This is a genomic window from Psychrobacter raelei, assembly GCF_022631235.3.
Classification (GTDB): Bacteria; Pseudomonadota; Gammaproteobacteria; order Pseudomonadales; family Moraxellaceae; genus Psychrobacter; species Psychrobacter raelei.
This window is the reverse complement of sequence record NZ_CP093310.2, coordinates 959,481-985,362: the sequence shown is the minus strand read 5'-3', so window position 1 is coordinate 985,362 and position 25,882 is coordinate 959,481. Positions and strand designations below refer to the sequence as shown.

Annotated in this window: 26 protein-coding genes and 2 pseudogenes; 12 read left to right on the top strand and 16 right to left on the bottom strand. The window is 42.9% G+C overall.

Going from position 1 to position 25,882, the window contains the following annotated elements:
- The first annotated feature begins 88 nt into the window (after nt 1-88).
- The 5 genes and pseudogenes from MN210_RS04265 to MN210_RS13295 all read left to right on the top strand — a co-directional run bounded on the left by MN210_RS04265 (nt 89) and on the right by MN210_RS13295 (nt 3,805).
- Nucleotides 89-742: a potassium channel family protein gene (locus MN210_RS04265; RefSeq protein WP_011960025.1), complete on the top strand. Its 654-nt coding sequence runs from the start codon at nt 89-91 to the stop codon at nt 740-742.
- Between the two features lie 99 nt (nt 743-841).
- A complete protein-coding gene (locus tag MN210_RS04260; protein ID WP_011960024.1) occupies nt 842-2,167 on the top strand; it encodes a TrkH family potassium uptake protein in 1,326 nt (441 codons plus the stop codon).
- A 32-nt stretch (nt 2,168-2,199) separates the two neighbouring features.
- Nucleotides 2,200-2,766, top strand: a complete 567-nt coding sequence (locus tag MN210_RS04255) for a DUF3124 domain-containing protein (RefSeq protein ID WP_011960023.1) — start codon at nt 2,200-2,202, stop codon at nt 2,764-2,766.
- Between the two features lie 202 nt (nt 2,767-2,968).
- Nucleotides 2,969-3,343, top strand: a pseudogene (locus MN210_RS13300) (EamA family transporter); the annotation flags it as partial.
- On the top strand, nt 3,326-3,805 hold the full coding sequence (locus tag MN210_RS13295) for an EamA family transporter (RefSeq protein ID WP_425605644.1): 480 nt from the start codon (nt 3,326-3,328) through the stop codon (nt 3,803-3,805). The pseudogene MN210_RS13300 and the gene MN210_RS13295, both read left to right, overlap by 18 nt.
- A gap of 56 nt (nt 3,806-3,861) precedes the next feature.
- Here MN210_RS13295 and MN210_RS04245 read toward each other — a convergent pair whose 3' ends face one another.
- The 12 genes and pseudogenes from MN210_RS04245 to MN210_RS04190 all read right to left on the bottom strand — a co-directional run bounded on the left by MN210_RS04245 (nt 3,862) and on the right by MN210_RS04190 (nt 13,983).
- Nucleotides 3,862-4,140 (bottom strand): ATP-binding cassette domain-containing protein, encoded by a 279-nt coding sequence (locus MN210_RS04245; RefSeq protein ID WP_197708907.1) that lies wholly within the window; start codon nt 4,138-4,140, stop codon nt 3,862-3,864.
- On the bottom strand, nt 4,112-4,645 hold the full coding sequence (locus MN210_RS04240; protein ID WP_241879318.1) for an ABC transporter ATP-binding protein: 534 nt from the start codon (nt 4,643-4,645) through the stop codon (nt 4,112-4,114). The genes MN210_RS04245 and MN210_RS04240 overlap by 29 nt, the downstream gene beginning before the upstream one ends.
- Before the next feature lie 32 nt (nt 4,646-4,677).
- Nucleotides 4,678-5,607: an ABC transporter substrate-binding protein gene (locus tag MN210_RS04235; protein WP_425605643.1), complete on the bottom strand. Its 930-nt coding sequence runs from the start codon at nt 5,605-5,607 to the stop codon at nt 4,678-4,680.
- Nucleotides 5,608-5,661: 54 nt separating this feature from the next.
- A pseudogene (locus MN210_RS04230) lies at nt 5,662-6,155 on the bottom strand (iron chelate uptake ABC transporter family permease subunit); the annotation flags it as partial.
- Nucleotides 6,155-6,376 carry a hypothetical protein gene (locus MN210_RS04225; protein WP_241879316.1) on the bottom strand — a complete coding sequence of 74 codons (222 nt, stop codon included), beginning with the start codon at nt 6,374-6,376 and terminating at the stop codon, nt 6,155-6,157. The pseudogene MN210_RS04230 and the gene MN210_RS04225, both read right to left, overlap by 1 nt.
- A 163-nt stretch (nt 6,377-6,539) precedes the next feature.
- Nucleotides 6,540-7,658: a thiamine pyrophosphate-dependent enzyme gene (locus MN210_RS04220; protein WP_338412612.1), complete on the bottom strand. Its 1,119-nt coding sequence runs from the start codon at nt 7,656-7,658 to the stop codon at nt 6,540-6,542.
- Between the two features lie 188 nt (nt 7,659-7,846).
- Entirely contained in the window at nt 7,847-8,194 is a 348-nt protein-coding gene (locus MN210_RS04215) for a thiamine pyrophosphate-binding protein (protein WP_241879312.1), read from the bottom strand.
- Nucleotides 8,195-8,235: 41 nt separating this feature from the next.
- The gene (locus MN210_RS04210) at nt 8,236-9,714 is read right to left on the bottom strand and encodes an aldehyde dehydrogenase family protein (protein ID WP_338412611.1); all 1,479 of its coding nucleotides are present in this window, start codon (nt 9,712-9,714) and stop codon (nt 8,236-8,238) included.
- 94 nt (nt 9,715-9,808) lie between these two features.
- Complete coding sequence (locus MN210_RS04205; protein WP_011960016.1) at nt 9,809-11,125, bottom strand: MFS transporter; 1,317 nt, start codon at nt 11,123-11,125, stop codon at nt 9,809-9,811.
- Between the two features lie 237 nt (nt 11,126-11,362).
- Nucleotides 11,363-12,067: a fumarylacetoacetate hydrolase family protein gene (locus tag MN210_RS04200; RefSeq protein WP_011960015.1), complete on the bottom strand. Its 705-nt coding sequence runs from the start codon at nt 12,065-12,067 to the stop codon at nt 11,363-11,365.
- A 38-nt stretch (nt 12,068-12,105) separates the two neighbouring features.
- Complete coding sequence (gene maiA / locus MN210_RS04195) at nt 12,106-12,753, bottom strand: maleylacetoacetate isomerase (RefSeq protein ID WP_338412610.1); 648 nt, start codon at nt 12,751-12,753, stop codon at nt 12,106-12,108.
- 180 nt (nt 12,754-12,933) lie between these two features.
- Complete coding sequence (locus MN210_RS04190) at nt 12,934-13,983, bottom strand: cupin domain-containing protein (RefSeq protein WP_011960013.1); 1,050 nt, start codon at nt 13,981-13,983, stop codon at nt 12,934-12,936.
- Nucleotides 13,984-14,196: 213 nt separating this feature from the next.
- On the opposite strand from MN210_RS04190, the gene MN210_RS04185 reads away from it, so the two are divergent.
- Nucleotides 14,197-15,105: a LysR family transcriptional regulator gene (locus MN210_RS04185; RefSeq protein ID WP_011960012.1), complete on the top strand. Its 909-nt coding sequence runs from the start codon at nt 14,197-14,199 to the stop codon at nt 15,103-15,105.
- 75 nt (nt 15,106-15,180) lie between these two features.
- On the opposite strand, the gene MN210_RS04180 is transcribed toward MN210_RS04185, so the two are convergent.
- Together MN210_RS04180 and MN210_RS04175 are read right to left on the bottom strand one after the other, a co-directional pair.
- A complete protein-coding gene (locus tag MN210_RS04180; RefSeq protein ID WP_241879311.1) occupies nt 15,181-15,333 on the bottom strand; it encodes a hypothetical protein in 153 nt (50 codons plus the stop codon).
- A 160-nt stretch (nt 15,334-15,493) separates the two neighbouring features.
- A complete protein-coding gene (locus MN210_RS04175; RefSeq protein ID WP_011960011.1) occupies nt 15,494-16,327 on the bottom strand; it encodes an IclR family transcriptional regulator in 834 nt (277 codons plus the stop codon).
- Nucleotides 16,328-16,539: 212 nt separating this feature from the next.
- Here MN210_RS04175 and maiA (MN210_RS04170) point away from each other — a divergent pair, with 212 nt between their 5' ends.
- Complete coding sequence (maiA, locus tag MN210_RS04170; protein WP_241879687.1) at nt 16,540-17,181, top strand: maleylacetoacetate isomerase; 642 nt, start codon at nt 16,540-16,542, stop codon at nt 17,179-17,181.
- 170 nt (nt 17,182-17,351) lie between these two features.
- A complete protein-coding gene (locus tag MN210_RS04165) occupies nt 17,352-18,128 on the top strand; it encodes a sulfite exporter TauE/SafE family protein (protein WP_425605633.1) in 777 nt (258 codons plus the stop codon).
- A gap of 153 nt (nt 18,129-18,281) precedes the next feature.
- Here the strand turns inward: MN210_RS04165 and MN210_RS04160 are convergent, their stop codons facing one another.
- Nucleotides 18,282-19,007, bottom strand: a complete 726-nt coding sequence (locus MN210_RS04160; RefSeq protein ID WP_011960008.1) for a GntR family transcriptional regulator — start codon at nt 19,005-19,007, stop codon at nt 18,282-18,284.
- 304 nt (nt 19,008-19,311) lie between these two features.
- Between MN210_RS04160 and MN210_RS04155 the strand changes: the two genes are divergently transcribed.
- The 4 genes from MN210_RS04155 (at nt 19,312) to MN210_RS04140 (ending at nt 24,253) form a co-directional block, all read left to right on the top strand.
- Nucleotides 19,312-20,601, top strand: coding sequence for an SLC13 family permease (locus tag MN210_RS04155; RefSeq protein ID WP_338412608.1), 1,290 nt, complete (start codon nt 19,312-19,314; stop codon nt 20,599-20,601).
- 530 nt (nt 20,602-21,131) lie between these two features.
- Nucleotides 21,132-22,169, top strand: coding sequence for a Bug family tripartite tricarboxylate transporter substrate binding protein (locus tag MN210_RS04150; protein WP_201543808.1), 1,038 nt, complete (start codon nt 21,132-21,134; stop codon nt 22,167-22,169).
- 117 nt (nt 22,170-22,286) lie between these two features.
- On the top strand, nt 22,287-22,742 hold the full coding sequence (locus tag MN210_RS04145; RefSeq protein ID WP_201543809.1) for a tripartite tricarboxylate transporter TctB family protein: 456 nt from the start codon (nt 22,287-22,289) through the stop codon (nt 22,740-22,742).
- Between the two features lie 5 nt (nt 22,743-22,747).
- Nucleotides 22,748-24,253 (top strand): tripartite tricarboxylate transporter permease, encoded by a 1,506-nt coding sequence (locus MN210_RS04140; protein WP_201543810.1) that lies wholly within the window; start codon nt 22,748-22,750, stop codon nt 24,251-24,253.
- A gap of 319 nt (nt 24,254-24,572) precedes the next feature.
- Here MN210_RS04140 and MN210_RS04135 read toward each other — a convergent pair whose 3' ends face one another.
- Nucleotides 24,573-25,778, bottom strand: a complete 1,206-nt coding sequence (locus MN210_RS04135) for an MFS transporter (RefSeq protein ID WP_338412607.1) — start codon at nt 25,776-25,778, stop codon at nt 24,573-24,575.
- Nucleotides 25,779-25,882 lie beyond the last annotated feature (104 nt).

Here is a 25,882-nt window from a genome sequence, read left to right as displayed (position 1 = left end):
ATAAATTATTAATCTAAGCTAAAGCTCTGTGAAATCTACCGTACAGAACTTGATTGGCTATTGAGCCATGGCTATATAGAGGTAACTTATGCAATTTGCTGTTATAGGACTGGGTGTATTTGGTCGCGCTTGTGCTTTTGAATTACAAAGCCAAGGCAATGAAGTGCTCGGTATCGATATGGATGAGAACGAGGTCAATAAGGTCAGTGACATCTTAAGCCACTCGGTGATTGCTGATGCCACAGATATTGATACTTTAAAGGAGCTCAATCTTAGCCAGTTTGATGGGGTTATTGTCAGTATCGGTGAGGATTTAGAAGCCAGTTTATTGTGTACTCTCAATCTAATTAAGCTGCCGGTCCAGAATCTTTGGGTAAAAGCCAAGACTGATGCCCATCACGATATTCTAGACAGCCTTGGTGTGACCAACATCATCCATCCGGAACAGGATATGGGTATCCGTATTGCTCAGGCTATGGCCTATCCTATGATGAAGCAGTACTTATCGCTGGGTAATGATGAGTTTTTGGTACGTATTGATGTCCCCGAGCAATTGCGGCCCATCACTGTGGGCAAAATCAAAAGCCGTCACCCAGACACCTCTTTGCTGCTGATTATTCGTGATAATCATGTAGAGCGTAATTTTGACAGTGACACGGTGATTCAATATCCGGACCGGTTGGTGTATACCGGCTTGGTCAGTGACCTTAAGTATCTCTCAAAGTCGTTTATTCAAAGCTAATTGTGTTTTTATGCCTGTCTGCTGATGCTCGTCATCGGCACCGGCTATCGTGAATAAAGATACGACCCTATAAAACAACTGAGGTCTAAAGCAACCATCATGCCGTCAACGCCTACCAAACTCTTATCCTCACCGCCGGCCATTTTAGCCACAGGCTTTTTATTACTCATTACGCTTGGCACTTGTTTATTAAAGCTCCCTGCTGCGACCATTAACTCAGTGTCTTGGCTACAGGCAGCCTTCACTGCCACCTCTGCGGTGACCGTAACCGGACTCTCCATCGTAGATACGGCCAATTACACCCATTTAGGACAGGTGGTTATCGCCATACTCATTCAGCTTGGGGGGCTTGGGTTCATGACTTTCGCGGTATTTGCTTTTTTAAGCTTACAGCGCCGGCTAAACCTAGTCGGACAAAAAATCGCCCGTGAAGCATTTGCTGAGACCAGTTTTGGTAATATCACCACCACTGCCAAATCCGTTATTACCATTGCGTTGTCGGTAGAGCTGTTAGGTTTTATTGCCCTAAGCATCGCCTTTGTCCAAGAAATGCCATTATCTGATGCGTTATATCACGGGTTTTTTTATACCGTCTCAGCGTTTAATAATGCAGGCTTTGCACTTACTAGTGATAACCTAACGGGCTATGTGGACAACAAAGCCATTAATTTTATTATCACCAGTTTAATCATTATCGGTGGTCTGGGCTTTATTGTTATTAAAGACTTGATAGACCACCGCAGCTGGCACAAGATCAGCGTCAATACCAAGGTAGTGGTTGGCACAACTATTGGGCTAAACCTTGTCGCCTTTGTGCTATTTTGGCTACTGGAACACAATAATCCGAATACCTTTGGCCACTTAAGCCTTAGTGATCAACTGACCGCAGCTTGGTTCCAAGCCATTACCCCAAGAACGGCTGGATTTAACACCATACCGATTGAGCAGCTGACCGATGCCAGTACACTACTGACCATGTTTTTAATGTTTATTGGCGGCGGCTCTCTCTCTACCGCCAGTGGTATTAAGATTGGTACCTTTGTTATTTTAATCTTAACCACGTGGGCATTTTTGCGTCAACGTGATCATGTGATTATCTTTAAGCGCCGTATTCCCGATCGTCTGGTGCGCAAATCACTGGCTTTGATTAGCATTACTATGATGCTAATATTTATGAGTGTGTTTATCTTGTCTGTGGTGGAAGCGGAGCACTCTTTAGAAGATGTCTTATTTGAAGTGGTCTCAGCACTAAGTACCGTGGGACTGACCCGAGGACTAACCACGCAATTGAGTCATACCGGTGAGGTGGTGATTATGTTTATGATGTTCGCAGGCCGCGTAGGTCCGCTAACCTTAGCTTATCTTATTGCCATGCCAAAAAGCTCGCGGATACATTATCCTGAAACCAACGTCTTGGTGGGTTAACCTCAAGCGTTGGGACTATCAAAAGGAGCGTTATGAAAATATTATCAGCGTTAGCTACCTTATTGCTTATTACTGGCTTAAGTGCTTGTAATGCACCCGAGCATGACCCCAATATTTTATACAGTGACGAGCACAAAGATCCTATAAAACAGCTTGAGATAGATAAAGTTCCTGCTGGTAATATGCCTTACCAAAAGCTGTTTTATGTGCCGGTATACTCCAATATCTATGTGGATGAGGACAATCCTAAAGTAATGCTTTCAGCCACTTTAAGCATCCGTAATACCAGCTTAAGCCATAAGATTTATATCACCAAAATTGATTACTACAATACCAAAGGCGACTATGTCCGCCCTTATCTCACCAAGTCCATAGAGCTGCCGCCCATGGGCACACTCAACTATATCGTTGAAAAGCTTGATGACACCGGTGGTGATGGAGCCAACTTCGTGGTGGCGGTTGAAAGTAGTGAGAAAAAGACCAAACCTTTGGTTGAGACCATTATGATCGGCACCTTTAGCAATAAAGGGTTCTCCTTCACCGGCCAGGCCACTACAATTGAAGACTCTGGCGGTAAAAACTACTTCGGCACTAAATAACAACATCAGCATCAGTTAGCATCAGACAGCCCCAATCCTAATATTGGGGCTGTCTTGTTTGTTAGGCTTAACTTGCCTACCCTTTTGCAAAGTCATCATAGCAAAGTCATCAGAAAATGCTTGCCAGTGGTACAATAACGGTTTTTATGACTTGATATAGTACTATGATAAAAATAAAGTATGGGTTAGGTTAGGTTCGGCGTGGATGATTGTGGCGGCCTTCTTATTTGCCTTAATGAGTATTTTGGTAAAAAATGCAGGCACAAAGCTGGGTATGCATCTTTATGAGTTGGCCTTTTGGCGATCGCTTTTACCGGCGCTGATGATTTTTTGTGGCACCCTAGTACGTGTGCAAACCCTAAAAACCCCTTTTTTTGTGGGGCATATCAAGCGTAGCGTCGCCGGTACAACCGCTTTATTATTATCTTTTTATGGGTTAAGCCAGCTGCCTTTAGCGACCTCGGTTACCCTAAACTATACCTCAGTGGTATTCATCGCTATTTTATCTATTGTCTGGCTAAAAGAGACGCCATCGATAAAGACATGGACGGCGCTATTGATGGGCTTAGGCGGTATTTGCTTAATGTTGCAACCTGCCTTTGAGTCGGACCGATTAATTGAAACCCTAATCACTCTAAGTGGTGGCATTTTTACCGCTTTTGCTCTATTACAAGTGCGGGCATTGTCTTTTATGGGCGAGCCGGCTTGGCGTATTGTGTTTTATTTATCGGCAGTCGCAGCGGCAATTTCGGCAGTATTGGCAACTTGGATAGGATGGCACAGCTTAACTGTAGAGAGCTTACCTTATATTCTGGGTATTGGCGGTGCAGGATTATTGGCACAGCTGGCAATGACTCATGCCTATCATGTTGGCCAAAAATTTACGGTGGCGGCGTTGTCTTATCTGACCGTGGTATTTGCAGCCATTTATGGGGCAGTTTTTGCCGGTGAAACTATTGGTCTACTAGAGATCTTAGGTATTGTGGCGGTAATCTTAGCAGGGATGGTGAGTAGCTTGCCCGAAAAAACTGCACAGTAACGCTGTACCAATATTACGCGCTTATACTGGTTACTTATATTAGCCGCTTATATTAGTCACTTACTTTGCATATTTTTTCGGTAAGGATAGACGACGGGCAGCCCTTGAGAGCTGGTTAGAATCTCGATATCTACTTGATATACTTGGCATAAAATGTGCGGTTGTAGCACATCTTGAGGTGCGCCTTGAGCCTGAATATGACCCTCAGATAACAGCAACAATTCATCAGAGAATTGAGCGGCAAGGCTTAAATCATGTAATACCATCAAGCAAATAAGCTGATTTTGCTGAGTATAGTGACTCACCTTATGTAATAGATTGATTTGATGCGCCATGTCTCATGTCTAGTGCTGAAACAGGCTCATCAAGCAACAAGATTTGGGGACAACTTAATAAGGCTTGAGCAAACATGGTAAGCTGACGCTGTCCCCCGCTTAGCGCACGGATCGGCCGATGTGCCAGCTCAGCGATATTCAACTGTGCCATCAGCTCAATGGCCTCTTGCATCAGCTCATCACTAATATGTCGGCCCAGTGCATCCATACGCCCCAATAGCACTACCTCAAGCGTGTTAAGCTCCGCATCGGTATGGCTGTCTTGGGGCATATAAGCAATAGGCTTTCGCCAAGACATCAGGTTGGCTTTACTTTGTGTGGTTCTGTGATAACGAATGTTACCTGAAAACGCTAACTCACCAAAGATTGCCTTTAATAAGCTTGATTTGCCTGCACCATTTGCTCCGAGCAGCGTGTATATTTTGCCCGGATGAAACTTGGCATTGATAGATTGGGCCACGGTAAGTGCGCCACGCTTCACGGTTAACTGGTCAAGTTCAAGCATGATGATATCTGTATAAAGTTAATGGCAAAAAATCAGGTAAACAAGTGACGTAACCAATTGACCAGCTTATCCCACCATGACAGGGTCTGAGGCGCTGCCTCTGTTGGCGCCGCTTGTTCTACAGCAGATGCCTTGTCTTTACAAAGGCTTGCACCGCAGCCTAGCTGAATAAAAAACGTACCGCTGGGTTTAACGGGCAGGTATTTTTCATGGAACTCTGTATAGGTTTTTTCAGGATCAACATCTTTAAAGGCTTCAGGGTACAAGGTTTTTGCCATAAACTGAGCCGATGCCAAGTCAGACAACGAGCGAGAAGCGGTATGATAGATATCATACACACGGTTGTTCTTCACCGCAGGCAGATTCTCCCAACCATTTCGGGTGGTAAACCCTTTTAACCGGCGCTGAGCCTCATCAGCACTAATATCAATACCCATTGCCATAGCATCAGTCTGCTTCATACCCACTTCGGTACCTGAGATAGTAATCACGTCCGGCTTATTCACTAAGAGCTGCTCGGGGTTAATGGGTCCCCAATTCTCAACAAAAGGCTTACTGATGTTTTCACCGCCTACCGTATCGGCAATAGCGCCCCTCATATTTTTGCCAAAGGTAAAGCTATGCTCTTGTGGGCCTTTATCGCCAAATTCAATATAGATTTTTGGCTTGGCAGTCCCTACCGCTTCAACCCGTTTTTGGATATCAGCAATGCCATCGGCATACTCTTGTGGCGCTTGATTGGCGCGCTGCTCTGTCCCTGCAATTTGTCCAAAAATCTTGGTACTGTTGGTGTGATTAGCGACACTTTGATCATTATAGTCCACCACTACCACAGGAATGTTTGCGGCCTCAAAACGTGGTATTTCAGCCTTTAGCGTATCGTATTGCCACTTTGCTAATACCACCACATCCGGCTTCATGGCCAGAGTTTTTTCGAGTGAAAACGTGCCTCTATCGGTCATCATAGCCACCAAAATAAGGGTTCTGATCCGCAGCCTTGTTAAGTTGACACCAAGGGCCGCTGCTCTTTCTTCGCCCAGACGTAGCGCGGTTAATTGCCAACCATCTCGCATAAGTAAGGTAATACACACCGTACTGACCACAGCAACCACGGCAAGGTTGGTCCAGGTGGCTTTGTTGAGGTTACCAAAGAGCCAAAATAGAATTTGTTGGGAGACTTCAGGGGATGCGATAAATTGCACCAAGGATAATAGCGATTGAAAAATAAACAAAAGTGCAATCTCCACCAAAATCAAAGTAGCGGCGGCAAACTGCTTAAAGAGGCGAATAAGAACAGTACTGCTGAGGCCAGCATGGTCATGGCGAATGCCCCGATCGGCACCGCATATTGCAAAGGCAACCCAAAGCCGCCAAAGGCAATCACCAATGACGCGCCAAACCCTGCGGCGGCGGCCAACCCCAATGTATAAGGGCTGGCCATCGGGTTATTTAATAAGGTTTGCATTTCAGCGCCGCCCGCCCCAAGTGAGGCACCAATCAATAATGCCATCAAAGCAATAGGCAGACGCAAATCATAGATAATGGTATGCGTGCGCTTAAGCGTAATAAAGCCTCAATCACATCCCTTACAGGCAGCATCGAAGGACCAGTCATCACATCCAAAACCAGTCCCACAAGACACGCTATCGCAAACACCAACAATACCATACGGCGCTTGTTCTCTATTCGTCGTTGCTCACGAATGATGTGTTTGCTCATTATTTGGGTCATTTAATAATCCACAGGGTTAGAGCAGTATGAAACAACCCTTTATGATGTTATTTAGCGATGAGCTGTCGTAAGCCTCATCAGGATGTTAGTACTGACGAGAGTGTTAGTATTGTTAGCACTGGTATTGCAAACTGCCGCCCTAGGGTGACAAGTCTTGCCAACTCTAATAGACGGCGCCTGTATTGGCATCGACCATAATCTCTAGCAAATAACTACCCGCTGCTTGCATGGTATCAGCGAACACTTTATCAAGCACAGAATAGTCTGTTACTTTTTGCGCTTGGCATCCCATACTTTGTGCCAGCTGAACAAAATTAATATTAGGTAGGTCTAACCCTGGTACTTGCGTGCTGCCCATAATCTTACTAAACGAGCGCATCGCCCCATAGCCTGTATTATTCAACACAATGACCGTAACCGGTAAGTTATGCTGTACGGCGGTCCAGATGGCTTGGATAGAATACATGGAGGAGCCATCACCAATGAGACATAGGGTGCGACGCTGGGTGCCCAAAGCAACCCCAACGGCAGCCGGTAACCCATAACCCAGTCCCCCGCTTGCCATCGTATAAAAACTCTTAGGCTGAGTAATGGGCAAATAACGCTGAATCGCAGGACGGTGTGAGGGAGCCTCTTCAACGATAACGACATCTTCTGGGCAATATTTCGCCAATGTCGCCATCACGTACTCAATGCTAATCGGATTGCTGCCCTGAACCTCAGCGGCAGGCTTACGAACCGGCAAATCAAGCTCTGAGCGAGGTGTCATACTCGTGGGCAATTTGTCTAATAGCGCTTGTAGGCTATCGCGTATATTGCCTGATAAGGTTTTTGTTGCCACTGATTGAGCCGCATACTGTGGATCATCGGTAAGCTGATAAATCTTGCTCTTTTTGAGCGAGAGTGTCCCTGCAACATGTAAAGTAAAAGCAGGTGCCCCTATCACCACAATCGTATCATAGCCAAGTAGCTTTTCGCTCAGCTTCTCAGGAATTGCAGGTAAGAATCCGGCAAATAAAGGATGGTTTTCAGGAAAACTTGCTCGACTGGAGTTTGGCGCTTCCCACACAGGAGCTTGACACGCTTCTGCGACAGCAACCGCCAACTCAAAGCCCCCTTGGCGATCAACATCTGAGCCAACAACCAGTGCCATATTCTGACTGGTTGACATAACCTCTACCAGCTCAGCCAACGCATCTGGGCTTGGAATACTATGGCCACAAGACTGTGATAGCAGTGGCAATACCGCAGGCTTGTCCCAATCATCGGACGGAATCGACACAAACGTCGGGCCCTGTGGGTGCTGCATGGCGATTAAATATGCCTGAGCAATAGCTAGCGGCACATCTTCCGCGCGGGCAGGCTCAATACTCTATTTAATATAAGGCTGTGGAAACTGTGCAGCTTGCTCAGCGCCCAAATACGGAGCAAAGGGTAATAAACTACGGGCTTGCTGCCCTGCTGTAATGACTAACGGGGTGTGGTTGCGGTAGGCGGTAAAATATTGCCTAGCGCATTGCCCACACCTGCAGCCGAATGTAGATTAACAAAAGCGGCATTACCTGTAGCCTGAGCATAACCATCTGCCATACCGACCACTGAAGCTTCATGCAAGCCTAATACATAAGAGAAGTCTTCAGGAAAGTTGGTCAGAAAATTCAGTTCAGTGGACCCAGGATTACCAAAAACGGTGGTCATGTTAAGCGTGCGCATTAACTCAAACACTACCTGCTGCACGGTCTGCGATACCACAGACTCCGCTGTGGTATCTAACATAGACGTCTTTTTTGATAAGGGGGTTATTGAATCGTGTTGCATTATCATTTCCTTATGTAACAACGCGAAGAAGTAGCTAAATACTAATCGGCTGACGTACCTGCGACACCAGGCTGCATGACGATGTGCTTGTATTCGATAAAGTCTTCAATACTTGCCATACCACGCAAACGACCACTGCCACTTTGTTTATAGCCACCTTCCTCAAACTCATCTCGCATCACTACCCAATCATTAATCCAGATAGTGCCAGCTTCAATAGCACGGGCAATGCGTAACGGTCTGTCCACATCTTGTGTCCAGATGCTCGCTGCCAATCCATATTGTGTGCCATTCGCCAGCTCAATCGCTTCGGCCTCAGTGTCAAATACCTGTAGCGTCAAGACCGGACCAAATACCTCTGATTGCACAATATCTGCTTGATTATCATCGACTTCTAATAAGCAAGGTTGATAAAACGCCCCCTTGGCAAGCTCACCGTCCGTAAATTTCCCGCCTCGTAATAAGACTTTAGCACCTTTAGCGATGGCATCTTCAACCATACCATCAACCCGATTGACACTGTTCATGTCTATCAGTGCGCCCATATCGCTTTCAGGGTCAAGGGCATTACCGACTTTGACATTGGCTAAGCGCTCGACAAGCTTTTGACGCACTTGCTCAGCGACATCGCTTTGCACCAAGATACGGCTGCCTGTCATACAAAACTGTCCTGCAAATACGGTCAGGGCTTTTTCGGCCTTGGGAATCAATGCATCAATGTCAGCATCGTTGAAAACAATCAGTGGTGTTTTGCCCCCTAACTCTAGACCAAAGCGTTTTAATTGCTTCGCGCCCTCTTCTTGTAATGCACGACCCGTACCGGTACTGCCAGTAAAGCTAATGGTTGGCACATGAGGGTGAGTAACGATGGTTTCTAGCAATTCTCGCTCGCCAGTGACCATATTAATCACACCTTTTGGCAAGGACTTAATGCTTGCTAAGATGTCAGCTATTGTGGCATTGGTTAACGCTGTTTGACCCGGCATTTTAAGCACGGTGGTACAGCCTGCTGCTAATGCAGGTGCCAATGAGCGAATCAACAGGGCTACTGGAGAGTTCCAAGGTACGCTAATGCCAGCTACGCCCACAGGCTCTTTTAAAACGACTGAGAACTTGCCTGCTGACCATTCAGCGGCGCGGCCATAAGTAGTATAAATAGTTGATGCAGCAAAGTTTAGGTTGGGTTTAACCAGGCTGATCTCAAAATTGGCCTCGCCCAAAATCTTACCATTTTCAGTGGCAAGGATTGTGGCAAGCTCATCTTGACGGGCATCAAACGCTTGTACCATTTCTTGTAGTACGTTAAATCTTAATTCACGATTGGTGCGCCAATCAGTGTTAGTAAATGTGTCATGAGCAGCTTTAATTGCCATCTCTGCTTCAGTTTTGCCACCTTCAACATAGCTGCCAATCACCTCCCCGGTACTTGGGTTGATGCTTTCTTTCTTAATACCGCTATCTACCCATTCGCCATTTATCCAGTGACGCGCATGTTGTATTGTTTTATTAGTTGATGTCATGTTGGCAATTCCTTGTTAGATTATTGTTCGTTAATACCCTATGGTCTTAGCTTTTTATTTAAACGTAACTGAGATCGTATCTGAAATTAAGTCACTAAAGCTCAGACTTACTACCAGGGTGTCTTGCTTGCATTATCATCATTATAACTACCACAATTGAAGGCACTGCTGCAAATAAAAACAGTGTACTTAATGTTAAAGATTTTGAGAGCAAGCCGCCAATAACCGGGCCTATCATCGATCCAATTCTACCAATTCCCAAGCTCCAGCCTACACCTGTTGTACGTAGCAAGGTAGGATAGCGTTCAGCAGACAACGCATTAAGTGTAGGTTGTCCACCGACAACCGTGAACCCTGCAATAAACACCACAATAAATAGCACTACAATACTGCCTGCACTAAAGCCAATCATTGCAACACTAAGAGCAGCCACTATAAAGATGGGAATTAATACTTTATAAAAGCCCAGCTTATTGATGCGTGTTCCCATCAATAAACTACCCACTGTACCGCCAAATTGTAACGTTGAGCCTATCATTAACGCTTGAGTGGTGGTAAGTCCTGCCTCCATACCCAGCGTCGGTAGCCAACTTGATAAAAAGTACAAGCTCATCAAGTTCATCATACTGGCAATCCAGATAGTGATGGTAAAAAAGCTGCGATTTTCTTTAAATAATTCTATTGGTGAGGCTTTAACCGTTTCATTCTTAGGTAATATGATAGTGGTGTCATTAGATATAGTAGCACTGGGATAAAAGCGCTGTAATATTGACTTTATCTTGCTCTCATTATTGGGCTTTGAGGCCAAGAATTGTAACGACTCGGGCAAGGCCAGAAACATGATTACAAACAAAATTAAGGGGACGATACCACCAAAATAAAAGATTGCTTGCCACCCATAAGCCTTCAACCACGTTGCCACAAAACCACCTAGCATTGCACCAATGGTAAAGCCTGATGAGATCATAATCATTGTAAACACACGGTATTTGCTTGGCACAATCTCAGCACAATATGCCATAGCATTGGGCATAATACCGCCCAAAAAAATACCCGTCACAAAACGCAAAATCGCCAATTGCTCTAGGTTATGAGCCATTGGCGTGACTAACATAAATATCGAAAACAGTAAGGTTGAGATTAGCAAAATGATACGACGCCCAAAGCGATCTGACAAATTACTAATCAACAATGAACCAAAGAACAAACCAACCAAGCTTGAGCTGAACACCACACCCAACATGGTTTTGTCAATTTGCCAATCACTAATAATTAGAGGGGCGGCATAAGCCATCGCTTGTATATCATAACCGTCCAAAATCATTAGGGCCATACATAGGGCTATAATAGACTTCTGACGATTGCCAAGCGCTCGACTATCAATAAAATCCTTTAATACGATTGATTTCATGTAACATCCTTGTTTAACACCTACTTTAAAATACTTTTCAAAGCACTCATCTACTATCAACGAGCAACATCAATAAACCTATAGATAGTGAGTCAGAAGTCTTAATCACCTTTTTAAATGTTTAAAAATCAAACCTCACTATCTATGTTTATCCATCACTTTTCTCACAGTGATTTAAATGAATCACATGATCATCGTTGAACAAGGGAATGGCTTATGGAATAAAAAATGGTTCGTCTATACCACAGTGACTTCAATCTTGCCCAGTCCTTCAACCTCAGCAACCATGGTATCGCCTTTGACCACTGCCCCCACCCCTTCAGGTGTACCAGTGAAAATTAAATCGCCAGCTCGTAACTCAAAAAGTTTAGACAGCTCAGCAATAGTCTCAGACACATCCCAGATCAAGTGGTTGACATCGCTGTGCTGTTTAGTCTCACCATTAACAGTCAATTTAATATCAGCTTGGTTGATTTCACCAACATCACTTAGCGGATAAATCTCACCAATTGGCGCAGAGTAATCAAATGCCTTACCGATTTCCCAAGGACGGCCCATTTCACGCATTTTCATCTGTAAATCACGACGTGTCATGTCAAGGCCAACTGCGTAGCCATAGATATGGTCTTTAGCACTCTCAACACTAATATTTTTACCTTGTTTTCCAATAGCCACTACCAGTTCAACTTCATAATGGTAGTTTTGGGTCTGATCCGGATAAGGTAGCTGATAATTTTCACCTGCTTTTATTGGCAGAATTGATTCAGCATCATTAGGCTTACAAAAGAAAAATGGTGGTTCGCGGTTAGGGTCAAAGCCCATCTCTTTGGCGTGGGCGGCATAATTGCGTCCTACACAATAAATACGGCGAACAGGAAAGGTATCTTGACTGCCATGAATGGGTAACTCAACGGCATTCATAGGGGCGACGACTTGGCTCATGGTAACTCCTTATTTTTAATCATTTAATTAGTGATGCTTTATACCTTAGCAGGGGCATCAGGTTGCTTAAACGGGGCAGCATCAATAAACGCTGGTAACTGCATACAATTGGCTTCTACTTCACGAATTAAGGGGTATGGGGTCAAATCCACCTCAAAGCGTTTTGCAGATTCAATTTGTGGAATTAAATAGGCATCAGCGATGGTCGGTGTGTCACCAAAACAAAAACCTTGACGGCTCTTATCTTCGCTAAGGATTTGCTCTAGGGCAGTAAAACCATCGTTAATCCACTGCTTACACCACGTTAATACCGCTTCTTCATCTTGGTGCAATTTATTGCGAAGGTATTGCAAAATACGACGGTTGTTGATGGGATGGATATCGCAGCCTACCATTGCTGCTAACGCACGTACGTGAGCACGCTCAAAAGGATCTTTAGGCAGTAATGCAGGATCAGGATACTGCTCTTCAAGCCATTCAATGATGGCAGGGCTTTGAAATAATAACGTATCGTCTGTTTGGAGAACTGGCACAAGTCCTTGAGGATTTAATGCTTTAAATGCAGGTTGTAAGTGCTCCTCTTTAGCAAGACTTACCGCCACATAATCATAATCCAGCCCTTTTAGGTTCAATACAATACGAGTACGGTGCGATGTACCACTTCTAAAAAAATTGTAGAGCTTCATGGCTATTCCTTAATTTACCGGTACGACCTTCATTGATTTGAAAAAATTCAATAAAACGACATTCATCTATTCACCCTTTATAATAGGGCGTAAAATAGCCCCCTAGTTAACAAACGTGAGCTTTTGATATCAGCGTTTTATTTTTAATGTGTTGGTCAATATGTGTTGGTCAAACGACGACTAACCCCGTTCACGCTCCGAATACACCCCAATTTTTTGCTGGAATGGGGCTTCATCTGCCACAAAGACGTAGCAAGGCTTGTCGCTTAAGTTCGTTAAGTCGACCTCGGCAAAACAAGGGGCTACACTGGTGTCAGAGCGTGTCATGGTAAAGTCTTGTACGTCATTTGCATTATTGATGGTCATTTTCATATCACCATCGATGACATGAAACGCCATGGCACACGAGCGCTTGACAAGCTTAACCGTTTCATTGGGGCGTAGCATGATACAGCTAAAGCCGATAATCTGCTCAGCAGGTTGACCATTTTCAGGGTTGGTATACGCTACTTGTACGATTTCAACGTCTGGCTCATTCTCAGCTATCGTGTGCAGCGCATGTTTAACATCACGCCAGCGATAACGTAAGATGGGATATGCCGCATCATTACGGACAAAGTTTTTGACAGGTACGATCCCATTGACATAGGGAGAGTTGATGGAGGTGGACTCGACTTGTTGGCGACCGATAGGCTCTACATAGGTAGCTTCGCTATAATAAACCAGCGGCAAATCTAAAATATCTAACCAAATGACAGGCTCATCGCCATCGTGACCATGTTCATGCCAAGTACCAGAGGGGGTTAAAATCAAGTCACCATGTTCCATGGGGCATTTTATCCCATCAATGGTGGTGTACGCCCCATCCCCTTCAACAATTAAGCGTACGGCATTGGGGGTGTGACGATGAGAAGGCGCCCATTCACCTGGCAGTAGCAACTGCATGCCCAGATAAATCACCGGACTTGCTGACATATTGTCAAGTCCAAGCCCAGGGTTAGCCAGTACCAATACTCGACGCTCCGCTTTTTCAACCGGTGTTAACTCACCAGACTTTAAAAGCGGTCCACGAATATCTTTATACGCCCAAAGCGTGGGCTTGGTACGAGGTTTAGGACTCAGAGGAGGAAGAACATCACGTAGGCTTGGCCAAAGTGGAACCAAATTTTTACTGTTAATGTCTGTGACATAATCGGCTGGCAAATCTGCCAAGGTGGCTAACTCTTCCATGAGGGAGACTCCATAAAAATAGTGATTGACTATTTTTATACTGTATCACCCACTATCTGTTTCATCTATGCAATCAAAATAATTCACTCTATTAAAAATATTAATAACCTTGCTACAATACATCTTATCAAGCATCCGCTTGGCGGTTAAAACAGCCACGGCACTTCTAAAACAAGCTTATTTAAAGTGAAATAAACAACTAGGAAAGACCATATGTTTGATATTGATGTCAGGCTGTTATTACTGTTCCAAGCCATCTATCAGCAGAATACCATCTCCAAAGCTGCACAAAAGCTGGATATAGGGCAGCCCGCTGCAAGTCTGGGCTTAAATAAATTACGCCAGCATTTTGATGATCCATTATTTGTGAGAGTGGGCAATCAAATGCAGCCTACCCAAACGGCACAAAATTTATTTCCTTTAGTTAATAATGCGCTGCAGCATATTCGCGCAGTTAATGACTATACACATCACTTTGAACCAAAAAATTCATCACGAAGATTTCATATCAGTATGACTGATATCAGTCACATGATTATTGTGCCTAAATTGATAAAATATCTAAAACAGCATGCGCCTCATACCAAGCTTGATATCTCTGCCATTAATAGCGACACCCCCTCACGGATGAGTAGTGGTGAAATTGATTTGGCAATTGGTTATATTCCACATCTTGAAGCAGGCTTTTTTCAACAAACCTTTTTTGAGCAGCATTATTCGGTAGTGGTTCGTCAAGACCATCCACGACTCACACAAAATACGTTAACACTTGAAGCCTATCAACAAGAGCAGCATGCGGACGTGATATCCAGTGGAACAGGTCACTATCTTCTTGAAGACCATTTACGACGGCGACATATAAAACGTCATATCGCCATCACCTTACCCACGTATCTAGGCGTGGGGTTAATTATTCAACAGACTGATTTGGTCGCCACGTTGCCTGATAAATTGGCCAAATTACTGTTACAAGAAAACCGTCTCCACACTTTGCCCCTCCCCTTAGACATTCCCAAATATCAGGTAAAGCAGCACTGGCACGAACGGATGCATGCAAATCCTGATAATCAGTGGCTAAGACAGGTGTGTTATGCCTTGTTTCACCAAGATAATGACAGCTAACTACCATTTATCTTCAGCCAAAAAGATCAAGCCCCGTACCATACACAACGCAGCCCTCAGGATGGCCTATGCCATCTAGCTTGAGGCGATAAACAATCGCTGCTTACAATCAGCGACAATGCGATCTAATAGTGCAGCACAGGTTGAAATATCATCCATTAAGCCGACGACTTGACCTGCAGTAACGATACCCTCACGATTCTCCATTGCCAACACTTTGTCTGACATGTGATTTTTTATCACTGTGCTGGGGAGATTGTCCCAAGCACCGTTTTATAAAGACGCCTGATGGAGAGCTGGGCTTAAGCTACCTTTGCGCAGGACTAAAAATGTACTACGCACAGGTGAGCTCGGACTTGCCACTCATCAAACAAAAGCTTAGATTAAATTAAAACTGGCTAATCTGATAACGCTTAGCGATTGAACGTACGGCATCTATGATGTCACCGTTACCTAGCGGCAATTGCTCAGGCGTACCAATAATGGTGATTGCATATTCCAGCGGTGTCTGTTCAATAAGTGAGCGCTCAGTTTCATCGGCTTTAGGCGCTGAAGGGATAACCGGAATGCTGATTGCGTTAATACCCATGAGCATATCACCTGTCACCGTTGCATAACCTTGCGAACGAATATCGGTTTGTAGCTGAGTAAAATCTTGCCATTTAGCATTCAAATCAGTAGGCTTATTAAAGAGAGGATTATGCCCATCATCTTGCCACTCTGAGCGCACCAATGGCTTAATGAGGGTATCAGGCTGATAGCTGGCAAATAGCCTACCTGTGGCAGAAGACGTCAATGGCATACGCGACCCTATGCGAGTAATGATACTGATCGGTCTGTCCGGTTCGAACGAGTGAATAACAATTGGCCCCTCGTTAAACCATTTGGCAATTTGTACACCGCAATGAACCGTGTCTTTGATTTCGGTTGCGGCATCCATGATACGCTGCAAAAGACTGCCTTGATCCAGACTGATGGGGCCTAGCGTGTTACCTCGATTGCCAAGTCCGTAGCGTCCATCACTTAGTTTTCGTGCATAGTCTTTACGAATGAGACTGACCAAGTAGCGATGCATTTTTGCAGGATGCATTCCCATTGATTGAGCAATGTCTTTGAGCATCATAGGTTCGTGATGATCAATGAGTATATCTAAAATTGAGAGTCCGATCTCAAGCGACTGTACGCCATTTTGATTTTTAGGTGTTGATTCTTTTGCTGACATTATACCCTCAGTTAAATAGTGCTTTGTCAAGTGCAGTAAATACCTTAATAACGGTAATTATTGATTAAAACATGGTCATATTACTTATTATGTAATTATATACACAATGATTAATTATTAACACGGTTAAAGAGATTAAACAGTCACCGTTAATTATTAACCGTCATTTATCTTAAACACTTGAAAGAAAGAAACTTAGGAGAACAATTATGATGACTTTATATGGTTACTTTCGTAGCGGTACGTCACATCGTACGCGTATTGCCATGAACCTTAAAGGCCTAGATTATGACAACATCTCTGTTAACTTAGCCCAAGATGAGCAGCTAGAATCGGCCTTCAAAGCGATTAATCCGCAAGGTTTGGTACCTGCGCTACAAACAGATGATCTAATGCTGTTTCAAAGCCCGGCTATTTTAGAGTGGTTAGAGGAGACCTATCCAGAAACACCTTTATTGCCTAAAGATGCCGCTGGCCGCATGAAAGTGCGCGCACTAAGCGCCATGGTTGGCTGCGATATTCACCCTATTAATAACCGCCGCATCTTGCAGTATTTACGCAACGAGTTATCGGTCGATGAAGAACAGGTTCTATTGTGGTGTCAACGCTGGATTTCTGATGGTTTTACTGCACTTGAGACGTTATTGGCCAAAGACAGTGCTCGAGAAGATTTTTGTTATGGCAACCGCCCAACTTTTGCCGATTGCTATTTGATTCCACAAATCTATTCGGCGCGTCGCTTCAAAGTTGATTTAACCCCTTTCCCCAACATTATGCGCATTGATGAACGCTGTCGTACGATCAAAGCATTTATTGATGCTGAGCCTATGAACCAACCTGATGCACCGCACTAGCAATAAACAGCCTCTTAAATGGCCTAATCGCCCAAACTTCGTATGCCTGAATGCAGACAGGTGGCTTAATGTTCTATGATGTTGTGTTAAGCGTGGCGTGCTCACAGGATTTGTGCATTGATTATGTGAAAAATCATTATTTGGTGTCACTCCTAGAATAGGATTTCATAGTGTGCATTTTTTTAGATCTATTGCAGACCATCCCACATTGGCATTTAGTAGGCCTATTTGTCGCTGGCATCATTGCTTTTATCATCTCTACGGTATCAGGTGGTGGCGGTGCCATGTTGTTGATACCAGTCACCTCTTCGATGATAGGGACAGCAATTGCACCACCTGTCATTAATCTGGCTACTCTTATTAGTAATGCCTCACGGCTTTATTTATTCTGGAGTGCTATTGATTGGTCATTAACCAAATACTATGTACCAAGCGCCATCATAGGCGCGTGGCTAGCAGCATTGGTTTTTAGCCGGTTAGATGCAAACTGGATTCAGTTATTGGTTGGCGTTTTTTTAGTCTCTACTATTTTTCAATATAAATTTGGCAAGGTAAGTAAAACATTTGATATGCCAAAAGTAGGTTTTATCCCTTTGGGCTTTATTGTCGCATTTATGAGTACGTTGGTAGGTGGTCTCGGTCCTATCCTCAATCCTTTTTATATGAATGCCGGACTAGAAAAAGAAAATCTTATTGCCACTAAAACTGCTAACTCTTTTTTTGTCGGTATTGTACAAATAGGAAGCTACAGTTTTTTTGGCGTAATCACTACCAAGCTTTGGGTATATGGTCTGGTGTTAGGGCTAGGTGCCGTTATTGGCAATATCATTGGTAAACGATTTTTGGCGGGCATGAGTATTAGTCAGTTTAGAATAATGTTGCTGATTCTAATGGTCATCAGCGGCATAGTAATGATAATAAGAAACGTCAATGTGTTGTTCTCATAAACCATTACTTTTATATAGACGCCCAGTTCGATACAAAACCCTGAAAGTACAATAGATATAAATGTTCGCTGAGTGATTGGCAGTCGCTAACCTATTAACGTTACTGCCTTTTATCTTATATCCCTTAGCTTAAACAATCATGCTTAGTCACCATCAAATAATATTAATTTCATAACTGAACTTCTCAGCTAGCCCATAGGACTCTCTATATTCGATAGGCTCACCTTCTAAATTTTTAGCGACACGACATACCTTAACCAAGCTTTCTTGCTCAGAATTGCCCAAATAAGGGTCTTTATAGTCAGTTATAAAAAATAATGTCTCTACCGCAGATGACACAAACTGGCCGCACTTTTTATAGTAAAACGGATAGAGAAGATTCTCAAAATCTTCAGGATCTAAAGTTGCAAAGGCTTCGTAACGACTCTTAGGTAACCAAATCTTCTCACTCAACAAGACTTTATCTTCAACCATACGCATTCGTTCTATATAAATTAAAGCTTTGTTTTTACCTATATTAAGTTTTTTATTAATATCAGCAATACCGTCTATTACCATGATTTTTTTGATTACACCTGTCGGTGTGCCATAGCCAGCGTCTTTATCACGGAACTTAAAAAACCTTAATAATGAGCTTTCAAAGTCTGGACGCTTTAAAAAAGTGCCTTTGCCTTGCTGCTTTATTAAAATCCCCTCTTCTACTAGTTTTTCAACAGCTTTACGGACGGTTCCTACCGATACTTTATACTTATCTGCAAACTCCTGCTCTGTAGGTAAAGGCGTATTCTCATCCCATTTACTCTCAGTCAATAATGTCTGTATGTGCCAACGCACTTGCTCATAGCGTGGGATTTTAAAATCTTTAAAATTATTTAACATTTTTTTTCACCAAAATAGATACGTTTTTATAAACTGTCTCAATCTCGTCAAGCGTTTTTATTACTGTAAAAGCGAGAACATACCAAATCACTTTAATATTAATACTCATCTAAGTAGCGGTGGTCAATTTTATCTAATTAACCTCATCTTTTTTGCTATCATTCTACTCATTTAGTTGTGTTTTAAGGCTCATACGATTTTCTAGTCTAGAAATATTTTTGTCGATATTGCCCTAATACTCTTTACGCTATAAACACTGCTATGGTTTTTATAGAATTCATACAGTTAAAGTCAAGGAATAGCCGTGACTCTTTATATTGTAGCCGCCATCATGGTATGTATCATTTTGGGCTATACCACCAAAATTAATATTGGCCTATTTGCGATAGCTTTTTCATATCTTATCGGCTGTTTTGGTATGGGATTAAAGGCTCATGAAATTATTGAACTGTGGCCTCTCAAAATTTTCTTTGTTATTTTTGCTGTGACTCTTTTCTACAACTTTCCTTTAGCTAATGGTGCTTTAGAAAAGTTATGCAATTATTTGATCTATAAGTGCCGTCACTTTCCTACATTCTTACCGTTAGTTATTTTCTTTGTTGCCACAATTGTCGCAGGCTTAGGTGCTGGTTATTATACGGTTTTAGCGACAATGGCACCGATGATCTTGCTGTTGTCTAAACGCACCAACTTAAATCTTGTCATTGCTACTTTATCAATTAACTATGGTGCCTTAGCTGGCGCTAACTTTATAACTTCACAAAGCGGCGTTATTTTTAGAGAGCTCATGCACGGCGCAGGTGTCGCAAATGACAATACCTTTACTTATGTTTTAGGAATATTCTCTGCTACTTTTATAATGCCTGTTATCGTATTGGGTAGTTATAGCTTGATTAATGCCAAAAATAGCAAAATATTGATTCAAACCACCGTCCCTGAGCCCTTTGATAGCAAGCAAAAACAATCTCTTATCCTAATTTTCATTATGATGGCTATTGTACTTATCGTGCCTATTTTAAATCTACTCATGCCACAGGTGTCAGCGATTCAATTTTTGAACGCTCGGATTGACATTGGTTTTATCGCCATTTTTTTTGCTTTAGTGAGCTTATTTTTGAAACTAGGCGATGAAAAAGCAGTCATTGCTTTAATACCCTGGAATACTCTCATTATGATTTGTGGCGTCGGTATGTTAATTAGTCTCGGAGTAGAAGTAGGCGTCATCTACGAGCTAACAGAGTGGCTAAGTACGAATGTACCTATCTGGATGATACCGATTTTAGTTTTTGTTATTAGCGCTATTATGTCGATATTTGCCAGTACACTCGGGGTAGTCGCCCCCACCTTATTTCCTATGGTTCTGCCCTTAGCCGTTGCCTCAGGACTAAGCCCTTTATTACTATTTACATGTATCGTTGTTGGAGCGCAAAGCTCATCACTCTCCCCCTTCTCATCAGGAGGTAGTCTGATGTTAGGCGCCTCTCAAGTCGTTATAGATAAAGACAAGCTCTTTAATACGCTATTATTCAAAGCTGTGCCCTTAGATATTATTATTGGAATACTCGCAATTTTAGTTATCCAGTTCATTTTTTAACGACTCATAAGTAAAAAGTACCCTGTCATAAGTAGAAAGTACCCTGGTTTTTTAGTGTCTCTCATACATGCTTACCCTAGTTTACGTCCCACTACTATATCTATTCTTCTCACTGAATGCATAAGTGCTTGAGCCATTGTCTTAACATCATAGTGCCCCTAACATCACTATGACTATCACTACATTTTTATAATCCGCACCACCAAACACCCTTATATCTATTTGTTTTAATTATAAAAAAATTCCATCAACAATAAGGATTAAGTTGATTTTTTTGTTTTTTAGACTGATAAAAAAGGCCAATAATTAATCTTTGAGTCAATATATTACTATAAAATTCATATATACATACATATGTTTCTTGTCATTTACAAAATATTCTGTTACTTTTGTGCAGTGACAAAAAAACATATTTTGATGAAGTTTAGTAACCTCGTTAATAAGGTCCAGCTTTACCTGTCATACCTTTATTTATTTTGACTAGAATTCTTCTGAATTTTTACCGTAAAAATACACACAAGGAGTGTCGTGTGAAAAAATTATCCTATCTGGCTCTTGGCCTGTCTCTCTTATCTTTGACCGCTTGTAACAAGCCAAACGAAACTGCCAGTACAGATGCGACTGCCGCAGAAGGCTCAAGTGAGCTAACCGCACCTTCACGTCCAGAATGTATTGCGCCTGCCAAACCAGGCGGCGGTTTTGACTTAACTTGTAAGCTTGCACAAGCTGGCTTAAGAGATACTGGCATCTTAAAAGATCCTATGCGCGTCACCTACATGCCAGGCGGTGTCGGCGCTGTTGCTTATAACAAAATCGTTGCCAATGATCGTGACAATGGCGATGCTATCATTGCCTTCTCTACGGGCTCTATTCTTAATTTATCGCAAGGTAAGTTTGGTAAATTCACTGAAAAAGACGTGAAATGGCTAGCTGGTGTTGGTACTGATTATGGCGCTATTGCGGTCAACGCAAATTCTCCTATTAAAGATTTGGCTGGCTTAGTTGCTGAGCTCAAAAAAAATCCAAAAGCTATTAGCTTTGGTGCTGGCGGTAGTGTCGGTGGTCAAGACTGGATGCAAACTGCCATCTTAGCCAAAGCAGTTGGCGTCAATCCTAGTGACATGACTTATGTCGCGATGGAGGGTGGTGGTGAAGCGATTACAGCGGTAATGGGCAACCATATTACAGCTGTTAGTGCGGGTATTGCTGAAATCATGCCACAAGCTTCTGCTGGTAAATTACGTGTCTTAGCAGTATTTTCAGATGAACGACTAGGTGGCACCATGGCTGATATTCCTACTGCCAAAGAGCAAGGCTACGATGTTACTTGGCCGGTCATTCGTGGTTACTATATGGGTCCAGACGTTAGTCCTAGTGCTTACAACTGGTGGAAAGATGCTTTTGATAAGATGCTTGTTGATCCAAAATTCGCTGAAATACGTGAGCAGCAGGAATTATTACCATTCTCTATGACAGGCGAAGAACTACAAGCCTACGTTTATAAGCGTACTGATGAGCTGCGTGAACTGTCTGCTGAGTATGGTCTTGTTGAAGCTGAAGCAAAATAGCAACATTAAGCCTCACTGATTTAATTGATTGACTACTAAAGCTTTATCGTACTTTTAAAAGGCTGACAAAATATGAATATGTCAGCCTTTTTTCCCCAAAATTCAAGGAGTCTCCTTATGACAATGGAACGTCTGTTTTCTGGGATAATGGCCCTGGTTAGTTTATTCTTAATATACCTAGCGATTGGTTATGTAGCCCCTATTGCTTATGATCCGATTGGTCCTCGTCCTTACCCTATTTTAATCTTTTCATTGCTGGCATTTGGCGCTTTAGTAGTCGCTTTTCGCCCAGCACGTTTTACTAAGCCTATTGAGATGGGACTTACTAAGCCGATCATCAAAAACCTAGTACTTTGTGCACTCGCATTATTGGTATATGGTCTTATTTTTGAAGGCTTAGGCTTTATTATTTCTACTATCATAATGTCTTTTGTCTTAGGCTTACTGTTTGCAGGTAATCCTATAAAAAGCCTTGTCTTTTCAGTTTTAATCAGTATTGGCTTATATGTCTTATTTGACATATTTTTAGATGTCAAATTACCACTCGGATTGTTGTCAGGGATAATAGGATAGCCAATATGGATACTTTTGATTTTTTGATGCATGGCTTTGCTATCGCATCTACTCCAAATAATTTACTGATTGCACTGATCGGCGCTTTTTTAGGTACCATTGTTGGTATGCTGCCCGGTCTTGGTCCAATCAACGGCGTGGCGATATTACTGCCTTTCGCCTTTGCGCTTGGTTTACCACCAGAGAGTGCACTCATTCTACTTGCAGCCGTTTACCTTGGCTGTGAATACGGTGGCCGTATTTCTGCCATTCTTATTAACGTACCTGGTGATGCCGGTGCCATTATGACGACTTTGGATGGTTATCCACTGGCAAAGCAAGGTAAAGCAGGTATTGCACTATCGCTATCTGCTGTCAGCTCTTTTGTTGGCGCCACTATCGCGACAATCGGCGTGGTACTATTTGCCCCTTTATTAGCTAAGTGGGCAATCTCTTTTGGTCCCGCTGAATACTTTGTATTAATGGTATTCGCGATTACCTGCCTAAGCGGTTTGGTGGGTGATCAACCTGTTAAAACGGGTATCGCCGCGTTAATTGGTCTTGGTCTAGCAACTGTCGGTGTCGATGCCGTGACCGGTATCTACCGCTTTACCTTTGACTCTGTCAACCTGTCTGATGGTATTCAATTTACCACCATTGTTATTGGTTTCTTTAGTGTGAGTGAAATATTAATCTTGCTCGAAAAAACCACTACAGGCCACAAGATCATTGAACAAGGTAAGCGTAGCTTATTAAACTTCAAAGAGTTTACGTTTACACTAGGCGCTATGCTACGTAGCGGTATAATGGGCTTTGTGGTTGGTATTTTGCCAGGTGCAGGGGCTACCATTGCCAGTGCCATGACCTATGCCAGTGAACGCAAAATTGCTGGTGATACCGGTACCTTCGGTGAGGGTGATCTACGTGGTGTCGCGTCACCAGAGGCAGCAAATAATGCCTCAGCTTGTGGCTCATTTGTACCCATGCTGACTTTAGGTGTACCCGGTTCTGGTACGACAGCCGTTATGATGGGCGCTCTAACCTTATATAACATTACGCCAGGTCCGCAGTTATTTACTGAGCAGCCAGATATCGTTTGGGGTCTTATTGCCTCTTTGTTCATCTGTAACGTCATTTTGTTAGTTATGAACATACCTTTGGTTGGTTTGTTTGCCAAACTGCTTGATGTACCAAATTACATATTAATACCAGGCATTGCTGCTGTCAGTTTTGTTGGCGTATATTCTATTCATAGCACCACTTTTGATTTGGTCTTTATGGTAGCACTTGGTATATTCGGTTATTTCTTACGTAAACTAAACTTCCCATTATCAGCACTTATTTTAGGCTACGTATTAGGAGAGCTAATGGAGTCCAACCTAAGACGTGCTTTATCTATTTCTCAAGGCGAACTGAGTATTCTTTGGAGTAGTCCTATTACAGTAGTATTATGGTTATTGGCTATTTTAATGGTGTTCATGCCAGTTATACGCAGTGTATATCGTAGAAATTATAAGAAGTCTGCTGTTTAAACTTTCAGCTGGCCTTAAAATAATTTTTTATGGTGATTGTGCTTTTAGCATGATCACCATTTTTTATGCTAAGTTATGCTGTCTTGCCGTCAAAGCCGTCTATTTAAGTAGCTGTCCCCTAAACATATAACTACCCCCTAAAACACCTTACTCAAATATGGAATGTCTTATAAAATGGGCATAAAAAAAGCCCCAATCATGAGATTGACGCTTTCAAATATTGCCTGAGTTGTCATCTCCATACTGTCTTAAAAATGGTTCAAATAAGACTGGTAGGCTATCTAGGCATCGACGAGCTGTAGGGTTAACACTCTCCAAGTTAACTCTTCTCTACCAGATGACCGGCATTGGTCGCCAAACGTGATGTTAAGAGCGCAGAAATCACTAAAATAACAGCACTGGCTATAAACGTGACTTGGTAACCGTTATGATCAAATAAAACCCCACCCAGTGTCGAACCCACCGCAATAGCAAGCTGAATGACAGCCACCATCAATCCGCCACCCGCTTCAGCATTTTTTGGAAGCGTACGAGCAAGCCAGCTCCACCAACCTACAGGTGCTGCTGTGCCTAAAAGCCCCCATATACCAAATAGTACGGCCACAGCCACAAGCGATGTCCCAAATAAGGTGAGCATCACGGCAATGGCTGCCATGATAACGGGAATAATCATTAACGTGGCATAGAAACGGCGATCTAAAAATATAGTAATAACACAGGTTCCAATAAGACCCATCGCCCCAATGCCAAGCAAAATCAAGGACAGGGTGGAAGTATCAACCTGGGTAATGGTTTCTAAAAAAGGTCTTACATAGGTATAAAGTGAGAATTGCCCCATAAAAAACAAACTGACTGCGAGCATACCAATGGTCACTATAGGATTGCGTAATAACCCCAAAATAGTCGGTTGCTTTGCTGAGTGATCGACCGTAACGTGTAGGGAGGGCAAGCTAATCCACTGCCAAATAAGTGCCAGTATAGCGATAGGAACCAAACACAGAAACGCACCGCGCCAACCAATGACGGAACCAAGATAACTGCCCATAGGCGCTGCAATAACCATTGCCAGTGCATTACCGCTGTTAAAAATCGCCATTGCCCGAGGTACATCCGAGCTTGGTACTAAGCGCATGGCCGTCGCTGCTGACATTGACCAAAAACCACCAATCACAATACCAATTAACGCTCGACCCATCATATAAACCATATAACTGTGTGCCAATGCAATAATGACACCTGATACGGCCATCATTGCCGTTAAAAGCAATAATAGTGTTTTACGATTCATGCTTCTTGCTAAGTGAGAAATAGATAAACTGGTAACCACGGCAAAAGCGCCAGAAATAGCAATACCTTGACCCACCATGCCTTCACTGACATTGAGATCTGCTGTAATCGGAGTTAACAAACTTACTGGCATAAACTCTGAAGCAATTAAGGTAAAAACGCACAGTGTCATGGCGAAAACCCCACTCCAGTAAGCAGGCTGCTCTTCAATTAGTTCACTTTTTTTGGTGTTTAACATATCTACTCTCGATATTAATATATTTAAAACGTCGGTGTTTAAAGAGATATGACGGGCTAAAGAAGTCTCCCACAACATAAATGAACAACCGGCCATCACGTAGC